Here is an 18,363-nt window from a genome sequence, read left to right on the forward strand (position 1 = left end):
TCTGAGCGAATTTCATGCCAGTAGTTTCAGTTATAGCAAAAATAGTGTGATTTAGATCACGGCGGGTCCGCCGACGCTGGCAGATAGCCATTATTGGCGGTCAGTCGTCGGAAAGTACTGAATTCGGGAGGCTTGGAGGGTGTTCAACAGCGGCAAGGCGTTGCCGCTGTTGAGAGAGGGATGCCAAATAATTGCCGCAATCGGCGATTTACTGCGCGTCGAACGCCTGACCATTGACGCCGCTGCTGTCCGGACCCATCAGGTACAGGTAAACAGGCATGATGTCGTCTGGCAGCGGATTGTTCAGCGGGTTCTCGCCAGGGTAGGCGTGCGCACGCATGTCGGTGCGGGTCGCGCCCGGGTTGATGCTGTTGGCGCGAACCGGCGCGACGCCGTCGAGTTCATCGGCCAGGCCCTGCATCAGGCCTTCGGTGGCGAACTTGGAGACGCCGTACGCGCCCCAGTAAGCCCGGCCTTTGCGGCCCACGCTGCTGGAGGTGAAGATGATCGACGCGTCGCTGGAGAGCTTGAGCAGCGGCAGCAGTGTGCTGGTGAGCATGAACATCGCATTGACGTTGATGTGCATGACCCGCATGAAGTTCTCGCCCGAAAGCTGTTCGGCTGGGGTGCGCGGGCCAATGATCGAGGCGTTGTTGAGTACGCCGTCGATCTTGCCGAATTCGGTCTCGATCATCGCGGCCAGTTCATCGTACTGATGCGGCAGGGCTGTTTCGAGATTGAACGGGATAACCACAGGTTGCGGGTGACCTGCCGCTTCAATGGCGTCGTATACCGCGCTGAGGTTCTCTTCGGTCTTGCCCAGCAGCAATACGGTGGCGCCATGCGCGGCGTAGCATTTTGCGGCCGCCGCGCCGATTCCGCGACCCGCGCCGGTGACCAGAATAACGCGGTCTTTGAGGAGGTCAGGGCGAGCGGTGTATTCGAACATGTTCAAGTCTCACAGGCTGCAGGTGGCGGGCTAGGGTGCGGCCACCTGTTGGAAGGTGACTGCCGATAGGCTCGGCAGTATTGCAGTTGTCAGCAGCTACACAGTGCGCGGTCGAGCACGCCAATGAGCTCCTGCGGATGATCAACCACCACGTCGGCGCCCCAATGGCGCGGGTTGTCGTCAGGGTGAATATAGCCGTAGGTGACAGCTGCGGTTTTGGTTCCCGCCGCACGGCCGGATTCAATGTCACGCAGGTCGTCGCCGACAAACAGCACACTGGCCGGATCCAGGCCGAGGGTTTTGCAGGCCAGCGTCATCGGCTCAGGGTCGGGTTTGCTGTTGGTGACGTGGTCCGGGCAGATCAGAATGGCCGAGCGCTCTGCAAGGCCCAGTTGCTGCATGATCGGTTCTGCATAACGCAAGGGTTTGTTAGTTACTACGCCCCAGATCAGCTTGGCCTTTTCGATTTCGCCGAGCAGTTCAGCCATGCCGGCAAACGGATGGGTAAATACGGCGCAGTGCGACTGATAACGCTCCAGAAACTCCAAGCGCAGGGCCTCGAAAGTCGGCTCTTCGGGGCTCATGGCGAAGGTGGCAGCGACCATGGCGCGGGCACCGCCAGAAATCTGGTCGCGAATCAGCTTCTCATTAATCGGCTCAAGCCCGCGCTCCTGACGCATGGCCTGGCAGATGGCGATGAAGTCCGGCGCGCTGTCGAGCAGCGTGCCGTCCATATCAAACAGTACTGCGCGTAAACGCATCACGCCTCCTTGTGAGTCTGGATCATGTAGTTGACGTCTACATCGGCTGCAAGCTTGTAATGCTTGGTCAGCGGGTTGTAGGTCAGCCCGATGATGTCTTTGACTTCAAGGCCAGCCTGACGGCTCCAGGCGCCCAGTTCGGACGGCCGGATGAACTTCTTGAAGTCGTGCGTGCCGCGCGGCAGCAGGCGCAGCAGGTATTCGGCACCGATAACCGCAAACATGTAAGCCTTGGGGTTGCGGTTGATGGTTGAGAAGAATACTTCGCCGCCCGGCTTTACCATGCGATAGCAGGCGCGGATGACCGATGACGGGTCCGGTACGTGCTCCAGCATCTCCAGGCAGGTGACGACGTCGAACTGCTCGGGCATTTCTTCCGCCAGGGCCTCGGCGGTAATCTGCCGGTAATCGACTTCTACGCCGGATTCGAGTTGATGCAGGCGGGCAACGGCAAGCGGCGCTTCGCCCATGTCGATCCCCGTTACCGTGGCGCCACGCTGAGCCATCGACTCGCTGAGGATGCCGCCGCCGCAGCCCACGTCGAGGACTTTCTTGCCAGCCAGACCGACGCGTTCGTCGATCCAGTTGACGCGCAGCGGGTTGATTTCGTGGAGCGGCTTGAACTCGCTCTCACGGTCCCACCAGCGGTGGGCGAGGGCTTCAAATTTGGCGATTTCAGCGTGGTCGACGTTGCTCATAAGTGTTCCTGATAAAGCTGCAGGCGGATGGCCGTGAATGCCGTGGCTCATGGTGCCAGTTTCAGTCGCCAATGTGGGCGATCGAGGTCGGGCCAGTGTATGTCAGTTTGTCGCAGTACCCGCTATTCAGCGAGTGAGCGGCTATTTATGCCTTTTGGGCAATCTTCTCGCCCCATTGGCGAGTCGAGCTAAGAATCTGTTGTTCGTCCAGCCGGGTCAGCTGGCCGTTGCTCAGCAGCGGCTTACCGTTTACCCAGACATGTTCAACGCAATTGCGGCCGGTGGCGTAGATCAGCTGTGAAACCGGATCGTACACCGGCTGCTGGGCCAGGCCGCTCAGGTCAAACACGCTGATGTCGGCCGCTTTGCCTACCGCCAGTGAGCCGGTGATCTCGTCGAGACCCAGTGCTTGCGCGCCGTTCAGCGTGGCCATGCGCAATGCGCTGTGGGCGTCGAGTGCGGTAGCAGAACCGGCGACAGCTTTTGCCAGTAGCGCGGCGGTGCGGGTTTCGCCGAGCAGGTCGAGGTCATTATTGCTGGCCGCGCCATCGGTGCCTACTGCCACATTGACGCCGGCCAGACGCAGTTTTTCGACCGGGCAGAAGCCGCTGGCCAGTTTAAGGTTGGACTCAGGGCAATGAATCACGTTGCTGTTGCTGGTGATCAGCAGTTCTAGGTCTTCATCGTCAATCTGAGTCATGTGCACAGCCTGAAAACGTGGCCCCAGCAAACCGAGGCGGGCCAGTCGCGCCAATGGGCGTTCGCCGGTCAGCTCCAGGCTCTGCTGCACTTCAAAGGCGGTTTCGTGCACGTGCATATGAATACCGGCATCGAGTTCTTCGGCCAGTACACGGATGTTTTCCAGTTTATCGTCGCTCACCGTGTAGGGTGCGTGCGGGCCGAAAGCGACCTTGATGCGCGGGTGGTGTCTGAGTTCATCAAACAGACGCATGCCTTTATGCAGCGATTCGCTGGCATCGCGGGCGCCCGGAATCGGGAAATCGAGCACTGGGATGGTGATTTGCGCGCGAATACCGCTGTCGTGCACGACCTTGCAGGCGGTTTCCGGATAAAAGTACATGTCCGAGAAGCAGGTAATGCCGCCTTTTATCTGCTCGGCAATCGCCAGCCGGGTTCCGTCTTCAACGAATTGCTCATCAATCCATTTGGCTTCCGCCGGCCAGATGTGCTCCTGCAGCCATGTCATCAGCGGTAAATCATCGGCCAGGCCGCGAAAAAGGGTCATGGCCGCGTGGCCGTGGCTGTTGATCAGGCCCGGCGTGAGCAGCCGGCCGGGTAACTCCAGCACTTCGAGCGCCGCGTGCTGCAATGCCTCTTCTCGCGGGGCGATTAAGGCAATCTTGCCGTCGCGAATGCCCAGGCCATGGTCTTTCAGTACCACTGCGGCAGGCTCAACCGGAACTAGCCAGGTAGGCAGCAGGAGCAGGTCGAGTGGGGCTTGGGTCATGGTTTGGTTTCCGCGAGTCATTTAACCTGCGAGTTTATAGGGGATCGCGGCAGGCTTGAAGCGCTAAAGGGCAAGGCCCGGCCTAATGTTGTGTGGTCTACCTTTTAATAGGCGGCTGGATTGGCCGGTAGTTTGGTCTTGGGGTGATTGTTCGGGTTGTTTCGATGCGGTGGTGATTGCTGCTGATAAATAAAACCATCGGCGTATAATCGCCGCCTTTTGCTCCACGGGGGATGTGTCATGCGCGAGCAATTGCTGGCAGCGGAGAAAGTTAAAGCCATTGAATGGCGTGATGGTGCTCTGCATCTGCTTGATCAGCGCGTACTGCCATTCGAGGAGAAGTGGTCGAGTTACCACACGGCTGCCGATGTTGCCGATGCTATTCGGGCGATGGTGGTCCGCGGTGCGCCGGCAATCGGCATTGCTGCAGCATTTGGTCTGGTGCTCGGTGCGCGTGCGCGCCTGCTTGAGGGTGGAGACTGGCGCGCGGCGCTGGAGCAAGACTTCACCCGGCTGGCGGACTCGCGGCCGACCGCGGTCAATCTGTTTTGGGCGCTGAATCGCATGCGCGAGCGTCTGGATAAGCTCAAGCCCGAAGATGACCCGCTGGCGTTGCTGGAAATCGAAGCCATCGGTATTTATGACAGCGATCGCGAAGCCAATCTGACCATGGCGCAGTTGGGCGCGGAGCTGATCCGCAAGCAGCAGGGCAATCCGCAGAATCTGCTGACACATTGCAACACCGGCGCGCTGGCCACTGGCGGCTTCGGCACGGCGCTTGGCGTTATCCGTGCGGCGTATCTTGAGGGGCTGGTTGAGCGTGTGTACGCCGACGAGACCCGGCCGTGGCTGCAAGGCTCGCGTCTGACTGCCTGGGAACTGCTCAATGAAGGCATCCCGGTCAGCCTGAATGCAGACTCGGCAGCTGCCCATCTGATGAAGACCCGTGGCATTACCTGGGTAATTGTCGGCGCTGACAGGATTACCGCCAATGGCGACGTGGCCAACAAGATCGGTACTTATCAGCTCGCAGTCAATGCCATGCACCACGGCGTGCGTTTTATGGTGGTGGCGCCAAGCTCGACAATTGATATGGAGCTGGAGAGCGGCGACGATATTCCGATTGAAGAGCGTGATGGCTGCGAGTTGCTCGAAGTGGGCGGTCATCGTGTGGCGGCTGAAGTTGATGCAGTCAATCCGGTATTTGATGTCACACCAGCTGATCTGATCGATTTTTTGGTTACGGAAAAGGGCGTAGTCGAGCGTCCGGACAAGGCCAAACTGACACAATTGATGTGCCGCAAGCGTCTGCATTGAGCGGCTGAATGCCGGAGTTTGCGTGTGGTCGGCTATGCCCCGCTGGGGGATAGGTGCAAGGCGCTGATTGTGGTAAGCTCCGGCAGTTATTAAAGGTGCCCTCACAGGCGCCCTCAAGTGCGCAGATACATGGCATAACTCATTGATTTGTCGTGAGTCGTGGTTGGCCTAGTGCTCAGCCCGACAGGCTTCGATTGGTTCAGGAAGAACGAGTCGGAGTTTCACCAGAAAAAGGAACCAGGCTACTCATGGGCGAACTGGCCAAAGAAATCCTCCCGGTCAATATCGAAGACGAACTGAAGCAGTCCTACCTCGACTACGCGATGAGCGTAATCGTCGGGCGTGCTTTGCCTGATGCGCGTGATGGCTTGAAGCCCGTGCATCGTCGCGTGCTCTATGCAATGAGTGAGTTGGGCAACGACTGGAACAAGGCGTACAAGAAGTCTGCTCGTGTGGTCGGCGACGTAATCGGTAAGTATCACCCGCATGGTGATACCGCGGTGTACGACACTATCGTACGTATGGCGCAGCCGTTCTCGCTGCGCTACCTGTTGGTAGACGGTCAGGGCAACTTCGGTTCGGTCGACGGCGACAACGCCGCTGCGATGCGATACACCGAGGTGCGCATGACCAAGCTGGCGCATGAGTTGCTGGCCGACCTGCACAAGGAAACCGTGGATTGGGTACCTAACTACGACGGTACCGAAATCATTCCGGCGGTTATGCCTACCAAGGTTCCGAACCTGCTGGTCAACGGCTCCAGCGGTATTGCCGTGGGCATGGCCACCAACATTCCGCCGCATAACCTCACCGAGGTTATCAATGGCTGTCTGGCGCTGATTGCCAATCCTGAGCTGACCGTCGATGAGCTGATGCAGTACATCCCGGGCCCGGATTTCCCGACAGCTGCGATCATCAACGGTCGCGCCGGTATCGTCGAAGCCTATCGCACCGGTCGCGGGCGTATTTACATGCGCGCCCGTGCCGAGATCGAAGACATCGACAAGGTGGGCGGTCGCCAGCAGATCATCGTCACCGAGCTGCCTTACCAGCTGAACAAAGCGCGCTTGATCGAGAAGATCGCCGAGCTGGTTAAAGAGAAGAAGCTCGACGGCATCACCGAGCTGCGCGATGAGTCTGACAAAGACGGCATGCGTATCGTGATTGAGCTGCGTCGCGGTGAAGTGGGTGAGGTTATTCTGAATAATCTTTACGCCCAGACTCAGATGCAGGGCGTGTTCGGCATTAACGTGGTGGCCCTGATTGACGGCCAGCCGAAGGTGCTGAACCTCAAGGACATGCTCGAAGTGTTCATTTTGCATCGTCGCGAAGTGGTCACACGACGCACGGTGTTTGAGCTGCGCAAAGCGCGCGAGCGCGGCCACATCCTTGAAGGTCAGGCGGTTGCCCTGTCCAACATTGATCCGGTTATTGCCCTGATCAAAGCCTCGCCAACTTCGGCCGAAGCCAAGGAAGCGCTGATCGCCCATGCGTGGGAATCGAGCGCGGTTCAGGCCATGGTTGAGCGCGCTGGCGCTGACTCGTGCCGTCCGGAAGGCCTCGATCCGCAGTACGGTCTGCGCGATGGCAAATACTACCTGTCGCCTGAACAGGCTCAGGCGATTCTTGATTTGCGCCTGCACCGCCTGACCGGTCTTGAGCACGAGAAGCTGCTTGCCGAGTATCAGGAGATTCTGGCGCAGATTGGCGAGCTGATCCGCATCCTCACCAGCGCTGAGCGCCTGATGGAAGTGATCACCGAAGAACTGGAAGGTATCAAGGCTGAATTCGGTGACGCACGTCGTACCGAGATTCTTGATAACCGCCTGGACCTGACGCTGGCCGACCTGATTACCGAAGAAGAGCGTGTGGTCACCATTTCCCACACTGGCTACGCCAAATCGCAACCACTGGCCGCGTATCAAGCGCAGCGCCGTGGCGGTAAAGGCAAGTCGGCCACTGGGGTTAAAGATGAAGACTACATCTCGCATCTGCTGGTCGCCAACAGCCACACCACGTTGCTGCTGTTCTCCAGCCGCGGCAAGGTTTACTGGCTGAAGACTTACGAAATTCCAGAAGCATCGCGCGCTGCGCGTGGTCGTCCGCTGGTTAACTTGTTGCCGCTGGATGAGGGTGAATTCATCACCACCATGCTGCCGGTCGACGAGTACACCGAAGGTCACTTCATCTTCATGGCGACCGCTGGCGGTACCGTGAAGAAGACCCCGCTCGAGCAGTTCAGCCGTCCGCGTAGCGTTGGCTTGATCGCGCTGGATCTGGATGAAGGCGACACGCTGATTTCGGCTTCGATTACCGACGGTAATCGTGAAGTGATGCTGTTCTCCGATGGCGGCAAGGTTACCCGCTTTAAAGAGAGCGACGTGCGCGCAATGGGTCGTACGGCCCGTGGTGTTCGCGGCATGCGTCTGGCCGAAGGGCAGAAGCTGATCTCCATGCTGATTCCGGAAGAGGGCAGCCAGATTCTGACGGCTTCCGAGCGCGGCTACGGCAAGCGCACCGAAATCGGCGAATTCCCTGAGTACAAGCGCGGCGGTCAGGGCGTAATCGCCATGGTCAGCAACGAGCGTAACGGCAAGCTGGTCGGCGCTGTGCAGGTGCTCGACGGTGAAGAAATCATGCTGATTTCCGATCAGGGCACGCTGGTGCGTACGCGGGTCGGTGAAGTGTCGAGCCTGGGCCGTAATACTCAGGGCGTGACGCTGATCAAACTGGCTAAAGATGAGAAACTGGTCGGCCTCGAGCGCGTCCAAGAGCCTTCGGAAGAAGAGCTTGAGGAAGGCGAAGAAGGTGTTGTGGTTGAAGGCGATGAAGTCGTCGATACCGGCAACGCTGAACAGGCTGGCGATGAAGCAGTAGAACCCGAGGCGGAATAATCCCCTCAGCAAAAACGCCGGATAAGTCACGATGATTATCCGGCGTTTTTCGCTACGAATTTACGGTGAAGAGTGGCGTTCAGCGCCCACTCATCCCGACTTGAAGCATGTGTGTCCGCCCGAGCGCGGTTTCCGGTGACTAAAGAGAGATGGATGTGAGCAAGCGAGCCTTTAACTTTTGCGCCGGCCCCGCCGCGCTTCCTGAAGCTGTTTTGCAGCGTGCCCAGAGCGAACTTCTCGACTGGCAAGGCCGTGGCCTGTCGGTTATGGAGATGAGCCATCGCAGCGATGAGTATCTCGCCATCTCGGGCAAGGCGGAGCAGGATCTGCGCGACTTGCTGACCATCCCTAATGACTACAAGGTGCTGTTTCTGCAAGGCGGCGCGAGCCAGCAGTTTGCCGAAATCCCGCTGAACCTGTTGCCGGAAGACGGTGTTGCCGACTATATCGACACCGGTATCTGGTCGAAGAAGAGCATCGACGAAGCCAAGCGTTACGGACACATCAATGTGGCGGCTAGCGCCAAGCCGTATGACTACTTTGCTATTCCGGGGCAAAACGAATGGCAGCTGTCGAAAGACGCCGCCTACGTGCATTACGCCAGTAACGAGACTATCGGCGGCTTGCAGTTCGACTGGATTCCCGAAGTCGGTGACGTGCCGCTGGTGGCCGATATGTCCTCCGACATCCTTTCGCGCCCGCTTGATGTGTCGAAGTACGGCCTGATCTACGCCGGTGCGCAAAAGAATATCGGCCCGAGCGGCCTGGTTGTTGCCATCGTCCGCGAAGACCTGCTGGGTCGTGCACGCAGCAGCTGCCCGACCATGCTCAATTACAAAATTGCCGCAGACAACGGCTCCATGTACAACACGCCTGCAACCTTCTCTTGGTATCTCTCCGGTCTGGTCTTTGAGTGGCTGAAAGAGCAGGGCGGTGTCGAGGCGATGGAGCTGCGCAATCGCGCCAAGAAAGAGCTGCTGTACGGTGCAATCGACAGCAGCGAGCTGTACAGCAACCCGGTTGCGACTAATGCGCGCTCGTGGATGAACGTACCGTTCCGTCTGGCCGATGATCGTCTGGATAAACCTTTCCTTGCCGGCGCTGATGCGCGCGGTTTGCTTAACCTTAAAGGTCACCGTTCGGTTGGCGGCATGCGCGCCTCGATCTACAACGCGGTCGGCCTCGATGCGGTGCAGGCGCTGGTTGCCTACATGGCTGAATTCGAGAAGGAACACGGCTAATGAGCAACGTAGTGTCCGAGCAAGAACTGCAGGCCTTGCGCCTGCGTATTGATAGCCTCGATGAGAAGATTCTCGAGCTGATCAGTGACCGTGCGCGCTGCGCAGAAGAAGTGGCGCGTGTGAAGATGGCGGCGCTGCCTGTTGGCGAGACGCCAGTATTCTATCGGCCTGAGCGTGAAGCGCAGGTGCTCAAGCGCGTAATGGACCGTAACAAAGGCCCGTTGGATAACGAAGAGATGGCGCGTTTGTTCCGCGAAATCATGTCTTCGTGTCTGGCGCTGGAAAACCCGCTGAAAGTCGCCTACCTCGGCCCGGAAGGCACCTTCTCGCAAGCGGCTGCCATGAAACACTTTGGTCACGCGGTTGTCAGCGTGCCAATGGCGGCAATCGACGAGGTGTTCCGCGAAGTGGCTGCCGGCGCAGTCAACTTCGGCGTGGTGCCGGTTGAGAACTCCACCGAAGGCGCAATCAACCACACGCTCGACAGTTTCCTTGAGCACGACATGGTTATTTGCGGTGAGGTCGAGCTGCGTATTCACCACCATCTGCTGGTCGGCGATACCACCAAGACTGACAAAATCACCCGTATCTACTCACACGCACAGTCCCTTGCGCAGTGCCGCAAGTGGCTTGATGCGCATTACCCGAATGTTGAGCGCGTTGCGGTTTCCAGCAACGCCGACGCGGCCAAGCGGGTGAAAGGTGAGTGGAACTCTGCAGCAATCGCCGGTGATATGGCGGCTAATCTGTATGGCCTGACCAAACACGCCGAAAAGATCGAAGATCGCCCGGATAACTCCACGCGCTTCTTGATTATCGGCAGCCAGGAAGTGCCACCAACCGGCGACGACAAAACGTCGGTGATCATTTCCATGAGCAACAAGCCAGGTGCGCTGCACGAGCTTTTGGTGCCGTTCCACAAGAACGGTATCGACCTCACGCGTATCGAGACGCGCCCGTCGCGCAGCGGCAAATGGACTTATGTGTTCTTCATTGATTTCGTCGGCCACCACCGCGATCCGCTGATCAAGGATGTGCTGGAGAAGATCAATCAAGAGGCCGTCGCGCTGAAAGTGCTGGGTTCCTACCCGAAAGCGGTTCTATAAAGCACTGCGCAAATGTGTAGCGGTCTTTAGCAACTATCGAAATGGCGTCGCCTGCTGTTAATGCGGGCGACGCCACTGAGACGATTGGCAAAACGAGGCAAGCAATGAGTTGTGATTTCCTCGCCCTGGCCCAGCCAGGCGTGCAAAAACTGTCGCCCTACGTGCCAGGCAAGCCGGTTGATGAGCTGGCCCGTGAACTGGATCTTGATCCGCTGACCATCGTCAAGCTGGCCAGTAACGAAAACCCGATGGGCCCGAGCCCCAAGGCGCTCGAGGCCATTACAGCCGAGCTTGCCGAACTGACGCGTTATCCCGATGGCAATGGTTTTGCGCTGAAGAGCCAGCTTGCTGCGCGTTGCGCCGTGCAAACCAATCAGATCACCTTGGGCAATGGCTCCAACGATATTCTGGAACTGGTGGCGCGAGCCTATCTCGCTCCCGGCCTGAATGCCGTGTTCAGTGAGCACGCATTTGCGGTGTATCCGATTGCCACGCAGGCCGTGGGCGCGCGCTGCAACATCGTCCCAGCCAAGGATTACGGTCACGACCTTGAGGCCATGCTGGCGGCAATCGACGCCGATACCCGCGTGGTGTTCATCGCCAACCCGAACAACCCGACTGGCACCTGGTTGGGCCCTCAGGCGCTGGCTGCATTCCTTGATCAGGTTCCGGAGTCGGTGCTGGTTGTGCTTGACGAGGCGTATATCGAATATGCCGAAGGCGAAGAGCTGCCAGACGGCCTCGATTATCTGGCCAAGCACAGCAATTTGCTGGTTTCGCGGACGTTCTCCAAGGCTTACGGTTTGGCTGGCTTGCGGGTGGGTTATGGAATCAGCTCGGCGCAGATTGCCGATGTGCTCAATCGTGTGCGTCAGCCGTTCAACGTCAACAGTCTGGCCATTGCCGCTGCTTGCGCTACGCTCGCTGATGACAGCTATTTGCAGCAGAGCCGCGAGTTGAATGACGCCGGCATGCAGCAACTCGAAGCCGGTTTCAAGGCGTTGGGCCTTGAGTGGATTGCGTCGAAGGGCAACTTCATCGCCGTCAATGTCGGGCGTGAAGGCATGCCGGTTTATCAGGGCTTGCTGCGCGAGGGTGTGATTGTTCGCCCTGTGGCCAATTACGGGATGCCGAACTACTTGCGCGTCTCGATCGGCTTGCCAGCTGAGAACGCGCGGTTCCTTGACGCGTTGGCCAAGGTGTTGAGCGCGTGAGCGATTTGCACAAAAACACCCAGCCCGTTGCTGCTCAAGCGCCGATCATCAATCGTCTGGTTGTCGTGGGGCTGGGGCTGATTGGCGGCTCTTTTGCCAAGGGTTTGCGCAGCAGTGGCCTTTGCCGTGAAGTGGTTGGCGTTGACCTGGATGCGCCGTCGCGCGTGCAGGCTGTTGAACTCGGTGTCGTTGATCGCTGCGAGGCTGATCTGGCAACGGCGTGCATCGGTGCCGACGTCATTCAGCTGGCTGTACCGATACTAGCCATGGAGCGCTTGTTGGCTGAATTGGCCAAGCTCGATCTGGGTAATGCGGTGCTTACCGATGTTGGCAGCGCTAAAGGCAACGTGGTGCGGGCTGCGCGTGAGGCGTTCGGCGCCATGCCGGCGCGTTTCGTGCCGGGCCATCCGATTGCCGGCTCCGAGCAAAGTGGCGTCGAAGCCGCTAATGCGGCGCTGTTTCGTCGGCATAAAGTCATTCTTACTCCGCTGGACGAGACCGACGCGCAAGCCGTCGCGCTGGTCGAGCAGCTTTGGCGCGCACTGGGCGCCGATGTTGAACAGGTGCAGGTCGATCACCATGACCAAGTGTTGGCGGCCACAAGCCACTTACCGCATCTGCTGGCGTTTGGCCTGGTTGATTCGCTGGCCAAGCGCAGTGAAAACCTGGAGATATTCCGTTACGCCGCTGGTGGCTTTCGCGACTTTACGCGCATAGCTGGCAGTGATCCGGTGATGTGGCACGATATCTTCCTCGCCAATCGCGAGGCGGTGTTGCACAACCTGGACTTATTTCGCGACGATCTCGACGCTCTACGTGCCGCGGTTGACGCAGGCGACGGGCATCAACTGCTGGGCGTATTTACGCGCGCCCGGGTAGCCCGTGAGCATTTCAGCAAAATACTGGCCCGCAGGGCCTATGTGGACGCTATGCACTCGAATAATCTGATTTTTCTGGCTCAGCCAGGTGGTAACGTAAACGGGCGCATTCGCGTGCCTGGCGACAAGTCGATTTCCCACCGCTCGATCATGCTCGGTTCGCTTGCCGAAGGCGTGACCGAAGTCGAAGGTTTCCTTGAAGGCGAAGATGCGCTGGCGACCCTGCAGGCATTTCGCGACATGGGCGTGGTCATCGAAGGGCCGGATCACGGCCGCGTGACGATTCATGGTGTAGGCCTGCATGGCTTGCAAGCGCCGCCTGGGCCAATCTATCTGGGCAACTCGGGCACATCGATGCGCCTGCTGAGTGGCCTGCTGGCTGCGCAAACATTCGATACCACGCTGACTGGCGACGAATCGCTGAGCAAGCGTCCGATGAACCGTGTGGCTAAGCCGCTGCGTGCAATGGGCGCATTGATCGACGCTGCGCCGGAAGGGCGTCCGCCGCTGACTGTTCGTGGCGGTCGTCGTCTGGGCGGCATGACTTACGAAATGCCGATGGCCAGTGCTCAGGTTAAATCTTGCCTGTTGTTGGCGGGGCTTTACGCGGCCGGTTCCACTACCGTGATCGAGCCTGCGCCGACCCGTGACCACACCGAACGCATGCTGCGCGGTTTCGGTTATCCGGTGACGGTTGAAGGCAATAGCGCTACCGTCGAGTCCGGTCACAAGCTGACAGGCACGCACATCGAGGTGCCGGCTGATATCTCATCGGCTGCGTTCTTCCTAGTTGCAGCGAGCATCGCCGAGAACTCAGAGCTGGTGCTTGAGCATGTTGGCGTTAACCCGACGCGCACCGGCGTTATTGACATCCTCAAGCTGATGGGCGGCGACATTACCCTTGAGAATGAGCGTGAAGTCGGCGGCGAGCCGGTTGCAGATATTCGCGTGCGCTCAGCTAAGCTTAAAGGTATCGACATTCCGGAAGATCTGGTGCCGTTGGCAATCGACGAGTTCCCGGTATTGTTCATCGCTGCCACCTGCGCTGAAGGGCGCACTGTGCTGCGCGGCGCTGAAGAGTTGCGGGTCAAGGAGTCTGATCGCATTCAGGTGATGGCGGATGGCTTGCTGACTCTGGGCGTCAAAGTCGAGCCGACCCCCGATGGCATTATCATCGAAGGTGGCAGCATGGGCGGCGGCGAAGTCTATGCGCATGGCGACCACCGCATCGCGATGGCCTTCAGTGTGGCCTCGCTGCGTGCGACCGCGCCAATCAAGATTCACGATTGCGCCAACGTCGCCACCTCGTTCCCTAACTTCCTGGCATTGGCTGGCAAAGTGGGCATGCGTGTAACAGAAGAGGGCAAGTCGTGATGAGCAAAGCGCCGGTAATCGCAATCGATGGGCCAAGTGGCTCGGGTAAAGGCACGGTTGCCGGTTGTTTGGCTCAGCGTTTGGGATGGGCGTTGCTGGATTCCGGCGCGCTTTATCGCCTGCTGGCTTTTTCCGCGCGCAATCATGGCGTCGATCTGAGCAACGAAGAATCGTTGAAAGTGCTTGCCGCTCATCTGGATGTTCAGTTTATCGCGGCCTGTGCCGACTTCGATCAGCGCATTATTCTGGAGGGCGAGGAGGTTACCAACGCCATCCGTAATGAGCAGATTGGCGCCAGCGCCTCTGTTGTTGCAGCCTTGCCGGGCGTGCGCGAGGCCTTGCTAGAGCGTCAGCGGGCATTCAGCGAGATGCCGGGACTGGTTGCCGATGGTCGCGACATGGGCACTGTGGTGTTCCCGAATGCACCACTGAAAATCTTTCTGACAGCCAGTGCCGAGGAGCGTGCGCGCCGACGCTACTTGCAGTTGAAGGCCAAGGGCGATGATGTTAATCTTGCGAGTCTACTTGATGAGATTCGCCTGCGGGACGAGCGTGATACTCAGCGTGCTGTAGCGCCGTTAAAGCCTGCAGATGACGCGATCGTGCTGGACTCGACAGAGATGACCATCGAGCAAGTGATTGAAAGAATTCTGAGTGAGGTCGCCATTCGCGATCTCGCCGGTTGAGAAGCCTGAATACTCGGGCTTCTTCAGATTAGCCGCAAGCTAACGCTTGTAACTAATTTGAACAGGGCGGCATGCGTGGGACCAGTCCTAAGCCCGTGTGCCGCTTTTAATATAAACGTACCCACATTGTCTGGAGTGTGGTTTGGGCAGAATTCACTGCCCTGCATCTACAGGAATCAACATGAGCGAAAGCTTTGCGGAACTCTTTGAAGAAAGCCTAAAAACCCTCGACATGCAGCCGGGCGCCATCATCACTGGCCTGGTAGTCGACATCGACGGTGACTGGGTTACCGTTCATGCCGGTCTGAAGTCTGAGGGCGTCATCCCGCTCGAGCAGTTCTTCAACGAACAAGGCGAGTTGACCATTAAGGTCGGTGACGAAGTCCACGTTGCGCTGGACGCGGTTGAAGATGGCTTCGGTGAAACCAAGCTGTCCCGCGAAAAAGCCAAGCGCGCTGAGTGCTGGATTGTTCTGGAAGCAGCTTTCGCCGCTGAAGAAGTGGTTACGGGCGTTATCAACGGTAAGGTTAAAGGCGGCTTCACTGTCGACGTTAACGGCATCCGTGCGTTCCTGCCAGGTTCTTTGGTCGATGTGCGTCCAGTGCGTGATACCACTCACCTGGAAGGCAAAGAGCTGGAGTTCAAGGTCATCAAGCTGGACCAGAAGCGCAACAACGTTGTTGTTTCTCGTCGTAGCGTCCTCGAAGCTGAGAACAGTGCTGAGCGCGAAGCTCTGCTCGAATCTCTGCAGGAAGGCCAGCAAGTTAAAGGTATCGTCAAGAACCTCACAGATTACGGCGCATTCGTTGATCTGGGCGGCGTTGACGGCCTGCTGCACATCACCGACATGGCTTGGAAGCGCATCAAGCATCCTTCCGAGATCGTCAACGTTGGTGACGAAATCGATGTTAAGGTTCTGAAGTACGATCGCGAGCGTAACCGCGTATCGCTGGGCCTGAAGCAGCTGGGCGAAGACCCATGGGTTGCTATCAAAGCTCGTTACCCAGAAAACACCCGCGTTGTTGCACGCGTAACCAACCTGACCGACTACGGCTGCTTCGCAGAGCTGGAAGAAGGTGTGGAAGGCCTGGTGCACGTATCCGAAATGGATTGGACCAACAAGAACATCCACCCGTCTAAAGTCGTTCAGGTTGGCGACGAAGTGGAAGTTATGGTTCTCGACATCGACGAAGAGCGCCGCCGTATCTCCTTGGGTATCAAGCAGTGCAAAACTAACCCGTGGGAAGATTTCTCGGGTCAGTTCAACAAAGGCGACAAGATCTCCGGCACCATCAAGTCGATCACCGATTTCGGTATCTTCATTGGTCTGGATGGCGGCATCGACGGCCTTGTTCACCTGTCCGACATCTCTTGGAACGAAGTAGGCGAAGAAGCTGTACGCCGCTTCAAGAAAGGCGACGAGCTGGAAACCGTTATCCTCTCCGTTGATCCGGAGCGTGAGCGCATTTCCCTGGGCATCAAGCAGCTGGAAGACGATCCGTTCTCCAACTACGTTTCCGTTAACGACAAAGGCACCATCGTGCGCGGCGTTGTGAAGGAAGTTGATGCTAAAGGCGCAATCATCGACCTGGGCAACGAGATCGAAGCCACTCTGAAAGCTTCTGAAATCAGCCGTGACCGCGTTGAAGACGCGCGCAACGTCCTGAAAGAAGGCGAAGAAGTTGAAGCCAAGATCATCAGCGTTGATCGTAAGAGCCGCGTAATCAGCTTGTCGATCAAGTCGAAAGACGTTGAAGACGAAAAAGAAGCAATCAAAGAAATGCGCACCAAGCAGGACGAAGCTGCTCCTGCTGGTCCGACCACCATCGGTGATCTGATCCGCGCACAAATGGAAAACCAGAACTAAGTTCAGGTAGACCATAGAAAAAGGGCGACTTCGGTCGCCCTTTTTTTTACCTGCGGTTTAGGAGCTCGGGTGGCAGCTCAAAGCGATGTTCGGCCGCATAGTGACTTGATTTATGACACTGCATGATGTCAAATTGCCGCCGCTGGAAATCGAGCGTTTGTGGCAAAAGTGTATGCGCCGCTAATCCCTTGATTTATATACTGTTCAAAATTCTGAAGGCGTGCTAAAACCTTTATATCGAGTGATCTAGCTGCTTGAAAAAGAAGGGAAAACCATGACCAAGTCAGAGTTGATCGAAAGAATAGTAACGCACCAGGGCCAGCTCTCATCCAAGGATGTCGAGCTAGCCATCAAAACCATGCTTGAGCAGATGTCCCAGGCGCTGGCTACCGGAGATCGGATTGAGATCCGAGGCTTTGGCAGCTTCTCGCTGCACTTCAGGGCGCCACGAGTAGGGCGTAACCCGAAGACAGGACAGTCCGTCTGTCTGGATGGTAAATTTGTACCGCACTTTAAGCCAGGGAAGGAACTCAGAGACAGGGTGAATGAGGACGAATGAGTTCTCTGTCGAAGATCAAATAGCCTAATACATGATTTGGTCTTATTGAAAACCGATTGCTTTTTCAGGATCGTATAGTGCGCAGTCTTTTTCCTAGGGTGGAAGCTTAGAGCCAAGAGAGTGTCTCTCGCCGATTATTTTTTGATGAGTTATTTCCTTGAACAGAATTTGTCAGGAAAACTGATGTCAGAAATAGGTTGGTAGGCTATTTGGTTAAGGACTATGTTGCTGGGCGAGGATTCGCGCTCAGTACATATAAAGGGCAACAATAAATGGGAGCTTCTGTGAATCAGAGTATTACTGCTGAACAATCTGACTCGTCTGATGAGATCGATTTGGTTGAGTTGGTGAAGCAGCTTTGGCTGCAGAAATGGCTAATAGCTGGATGTACATTGCTCATCGCAGGTATTGCAGCGGCATATGCATTTCTTACCGCACCCGTTTATCAGGTTACCGCTGGCGTTATGCCGCCTAGCCTAAGTGATATCTCTGGTTATAACCTGGGTCGTAGTGAAGCTAAGCTTACTGAATTCACCCCTGAAGGTGTTTATGCAGTTTACAAGCGCAACCTATTATCCGGTTCGCTGAAACGTCAGTTTTTTGATGAGATATATTTGCCCAGTCTTTCAGCAGAAGAACAAAGCGCTCCGAAAGATATATTATGGAAACACTTCAACTCTGACTTCAGTGTCCAAGCGCCCGATATAAAAAACAACCCCGACTATTACGTTGTAACAGTTGAAGGTAAACAGCCAGAGATAGTGGCGGACTGGGCAAATCGCTATGTTCAAATGGCGGCTGAAAAGTCGGAAAACGCCATGCGCACGAACCAATTAACTGAAATTGGAACTAAGGCCCAGTCGCTTTCCCGGCAGGTTGATGCGCTCCGTGTCACCGCAGAAAATCGACGCAATGACAGAATCGCTCGGTTGCAGGAGGCATTGGTGGTTGCCAATGCTGTTGGCTATGACGCGCCGCAAGTTACACCGGCGAAAACTTCATCAGGTGGAGAGCTCGCTGAGTTTATGGACGGCAACCTAATCTATATGCGCGGAGCAAAGGCAATCAATGCTGAACTAGCTGTTCTGGAGAAGAGAACCAATGATGATCCATTTATTGATGAGTTGCGCAGCATTCAAAACCAGATGGACTTCCTTCGTAAGGTCGATGTGAATCCTGATAATGTCTCAGTGTTTACATTTGATAGCCCTGCGCTGGTTCCTGAGACTCCGGTTGCACCGAAAAAAATGTTGATATTGGCCTTAGGCATAATTCTGGGTGGAGGAGTGGGGCTGCTTTTGGCTTTTATTCGAATGCTGTTTTTCCGGCGTGTTGATTGAATTATATGTTT

At 57.0% G+C, this 18,363-nt stretch carries 14 protein-coding genes; 10 read left to right on the plus strand and 4 right to left on the minus strand.

Features of this window, described 5'->3' with window-relative positions; translation table 11 throughout:
- Positions 1-208: 208 nt before the first annotated feature.
- From FEZ62_RS04065 to FEZ62_RS04080, 4 genes are all read right to left on the minus strand, one after another.
- Positions 209-949 carry a YciK family oxidoreductase gene (locus FEZ62_RS04065; protein WP_069901876.1) on the minus strand — a complete coding sequence of 247 codons (741 nt, stop codon included), beginning with the start codon at positions 947-949 and terminating at the stop codon, positions 209-211.
- Between the two features lie 89 nt (positions 950-1,038).
- Positions 1,039-1,710, minus strand: a complete 672-nt coding sequence (gene mupP / locus FEZ62_RS04070; protein WP_172926881.1) for an N-acetylmuramic acid 6-phosphate phosphatase MupP — start codon at positions 1,708-1,710, stop codon at positions 1,039-1,041.
- Positions 1,710-2,408 carry a bifunctional 2-polyprenyl-6-hydroxyphenol methylase/3-demethylubiquinol 3-O-methyltransferase UbiG gene (gene ubiG, locus FEZ62_RS04075; protein WP_069901878.1) on the minus strand — a complete coding sequence of 233 codons (699 nt, stop codon included), beginning with the start codon at positions 2,406-2,408 and terminating at the stop codon, positions 1,710-1,712. Before ubiG ends, mupP begins: the two co-directional genes overlap by 1 nt.
- 145 nt (positions 2,409-2,553) lie before the next feature.
- Positions 2,554-3,876 (minus strand): TRZ/ATZ family hydrolase, encoded by a 1,323-nt coding sequence (locus tag FEZ62_RS04080; protein WP_172926882.1) that lies wholly within the window; start codon positions 3,874-3,876, stop codon positions 2,554-2,556.
- A gap of 240 nt (positions 3,877-4,116) precedes the next feature.
- On the opposite strand from FEZ62_RS04080, the gene mtnA reads away from it, so the two are divergent.
- From mtnA to FEZ62_RS04130, 10 genes are all read left to right on the plus strand, one after another.
- Entirely contained in the window at positions 4,117-5,193 is a 1,077-nt protein-coding gene (gene mtnA / locus FEZ62_RS04085; protein ID WP_150548941.1) for an S-methyl-5-thioribose-1-phosphate isomerase, read from the plus strand.
- Positions 5,194-5,441: 248 nt separating this feature from the next.
- Positions 5,442-8,087 (plus strand): DNA gyrase subunit A, encoded by a 2,646-nt coding sequence (gyrA, locus tag FEZ62_RS04090; RefSeq protein ID WP_172926883.1) that lies wholly within the window; start codon positions 5,442-5,444, stop codon positions 8,085-8,087.
- A gap of 155 nt (positions 8,088-8,242) precedes the next feature.
- Positions 8,243-9,328: a 3-phosphoserine/phosphohydroxythreonine transaminase gene (serC, locus tag FEZ62_RS04095; RefSeq protein ID WP_069901937.1), complete on the plus strand. Its 1,086-nt coding sequence runs from the start codon at positions 8,243-8,245 to the stop codon at positions 9,326-9,328.
- Positions 9,328-10,434: a prephenate dehydratase gene (pheA, locus tag FEZ62_RS04100; RefSeq protein ID WP_170827798.1), complete on the plus strand. Its 1,107-nt coding sequence runs from the start codon at positions 9,328-9,330 to the stop codon at positions 10,432-10,434. Before serC ends, pheA begins: the two co-directional genes overlap by 1 nt.
- 104 nt (positions 10,435-10,538) lie before the next feature.
- Positions 10,539-11,648, plus strand: coding sequence for a histidinol-phosphate transaminase (hisC, locus tag FEZ62_RS04105; RefSeq protein WP_172926884.1), 1,110 nt, complete (start codon positions 10,539-10,541; stop codon positions 11,646-11,648).
- Positions 11,645-13,900: a bifunctional prephenate dehydrogenase/3-phosphoshikimate 1-carboxyvinyltransferase gene (locus FEZ62_RS04110; protein ID WP_345940426.1), complete on the plus strand. Its 2,256-nt coding sequence runs from the start codon at positions 11,645-11,647 to the stop codon at positions 13,898-13,900. Before hisC ends, FEZ62_RS04110 begins: the two co-directional genes overlap by 4 nt.
- Positions 13,900-14,586 carry a (d)CMP kinase gene (gene cmk, locus FEZ62_RS04115; protein ID WP_172927079.1) on the plus strand — a complete coding sequence of 229 codons (687 nt, stop codon included), beginning with the start codon at positions 13,900-13,902 and terminating at the stop codon, positions 14,584-14,586. Before FEZ62_RS04110 ends, cmk begins: the two co-directional genes overlap by 1 nt.
- A 181-nt stretch (positions 14,587-14,767) precedes the next feature.
- Positions 14,768-16,453, plus strand: coding sequence for a 30S ribosomal protein S1 (rpsA, locus tag FEZ62_RS04120; RefSeq protein WP_069901883.1), 1,686 nt, complete (start codon positions 14,768-14,770; stop codon positions 16,451-16,453).
- Between the two features lie 274 nt (positions 16,454-16,727).
- The gene (gene ihfB / locus FEZ62_RS04125) at positions 16,728-17,012 is read left to right on the plus strand and encodes an integration host factor subunit beta (RefSeq protein WP_069901884.1); all 285 of its coding nucleotides are present in this window, start codon (positions 16,728-16,730) and stop codon (positions 17,010-17,012) included.
- Between the two features lie 284 nt (positions 17,013-17,296).
- Positions 17,297-18,352, plus strand: a complete 1,056-nt coding sequence (locus tag FEZ62_RS04130) for a Wzz/FepE/Etk N-terminal domain-containing protein (protein WP_345940427.1) — start codon at positions 17,297-17,299, stop codon at positions 18,350-18,352.
- The last annotated feature ends 11 nt before the right edge of the window (positions 18,353-18,363 follow it).

The sequence above is a fragment of the Pseudomonas sp. MS19 genome (assembly GCF_013277615.1).
GTDB classification, from domain to species: Bacteria; Pseudomonadota; Gammaproteobacteria; order Pseudomonadales; family Pseudomonadaceae; genus Aquipseudomonas; species Aquipseudomonas marincola.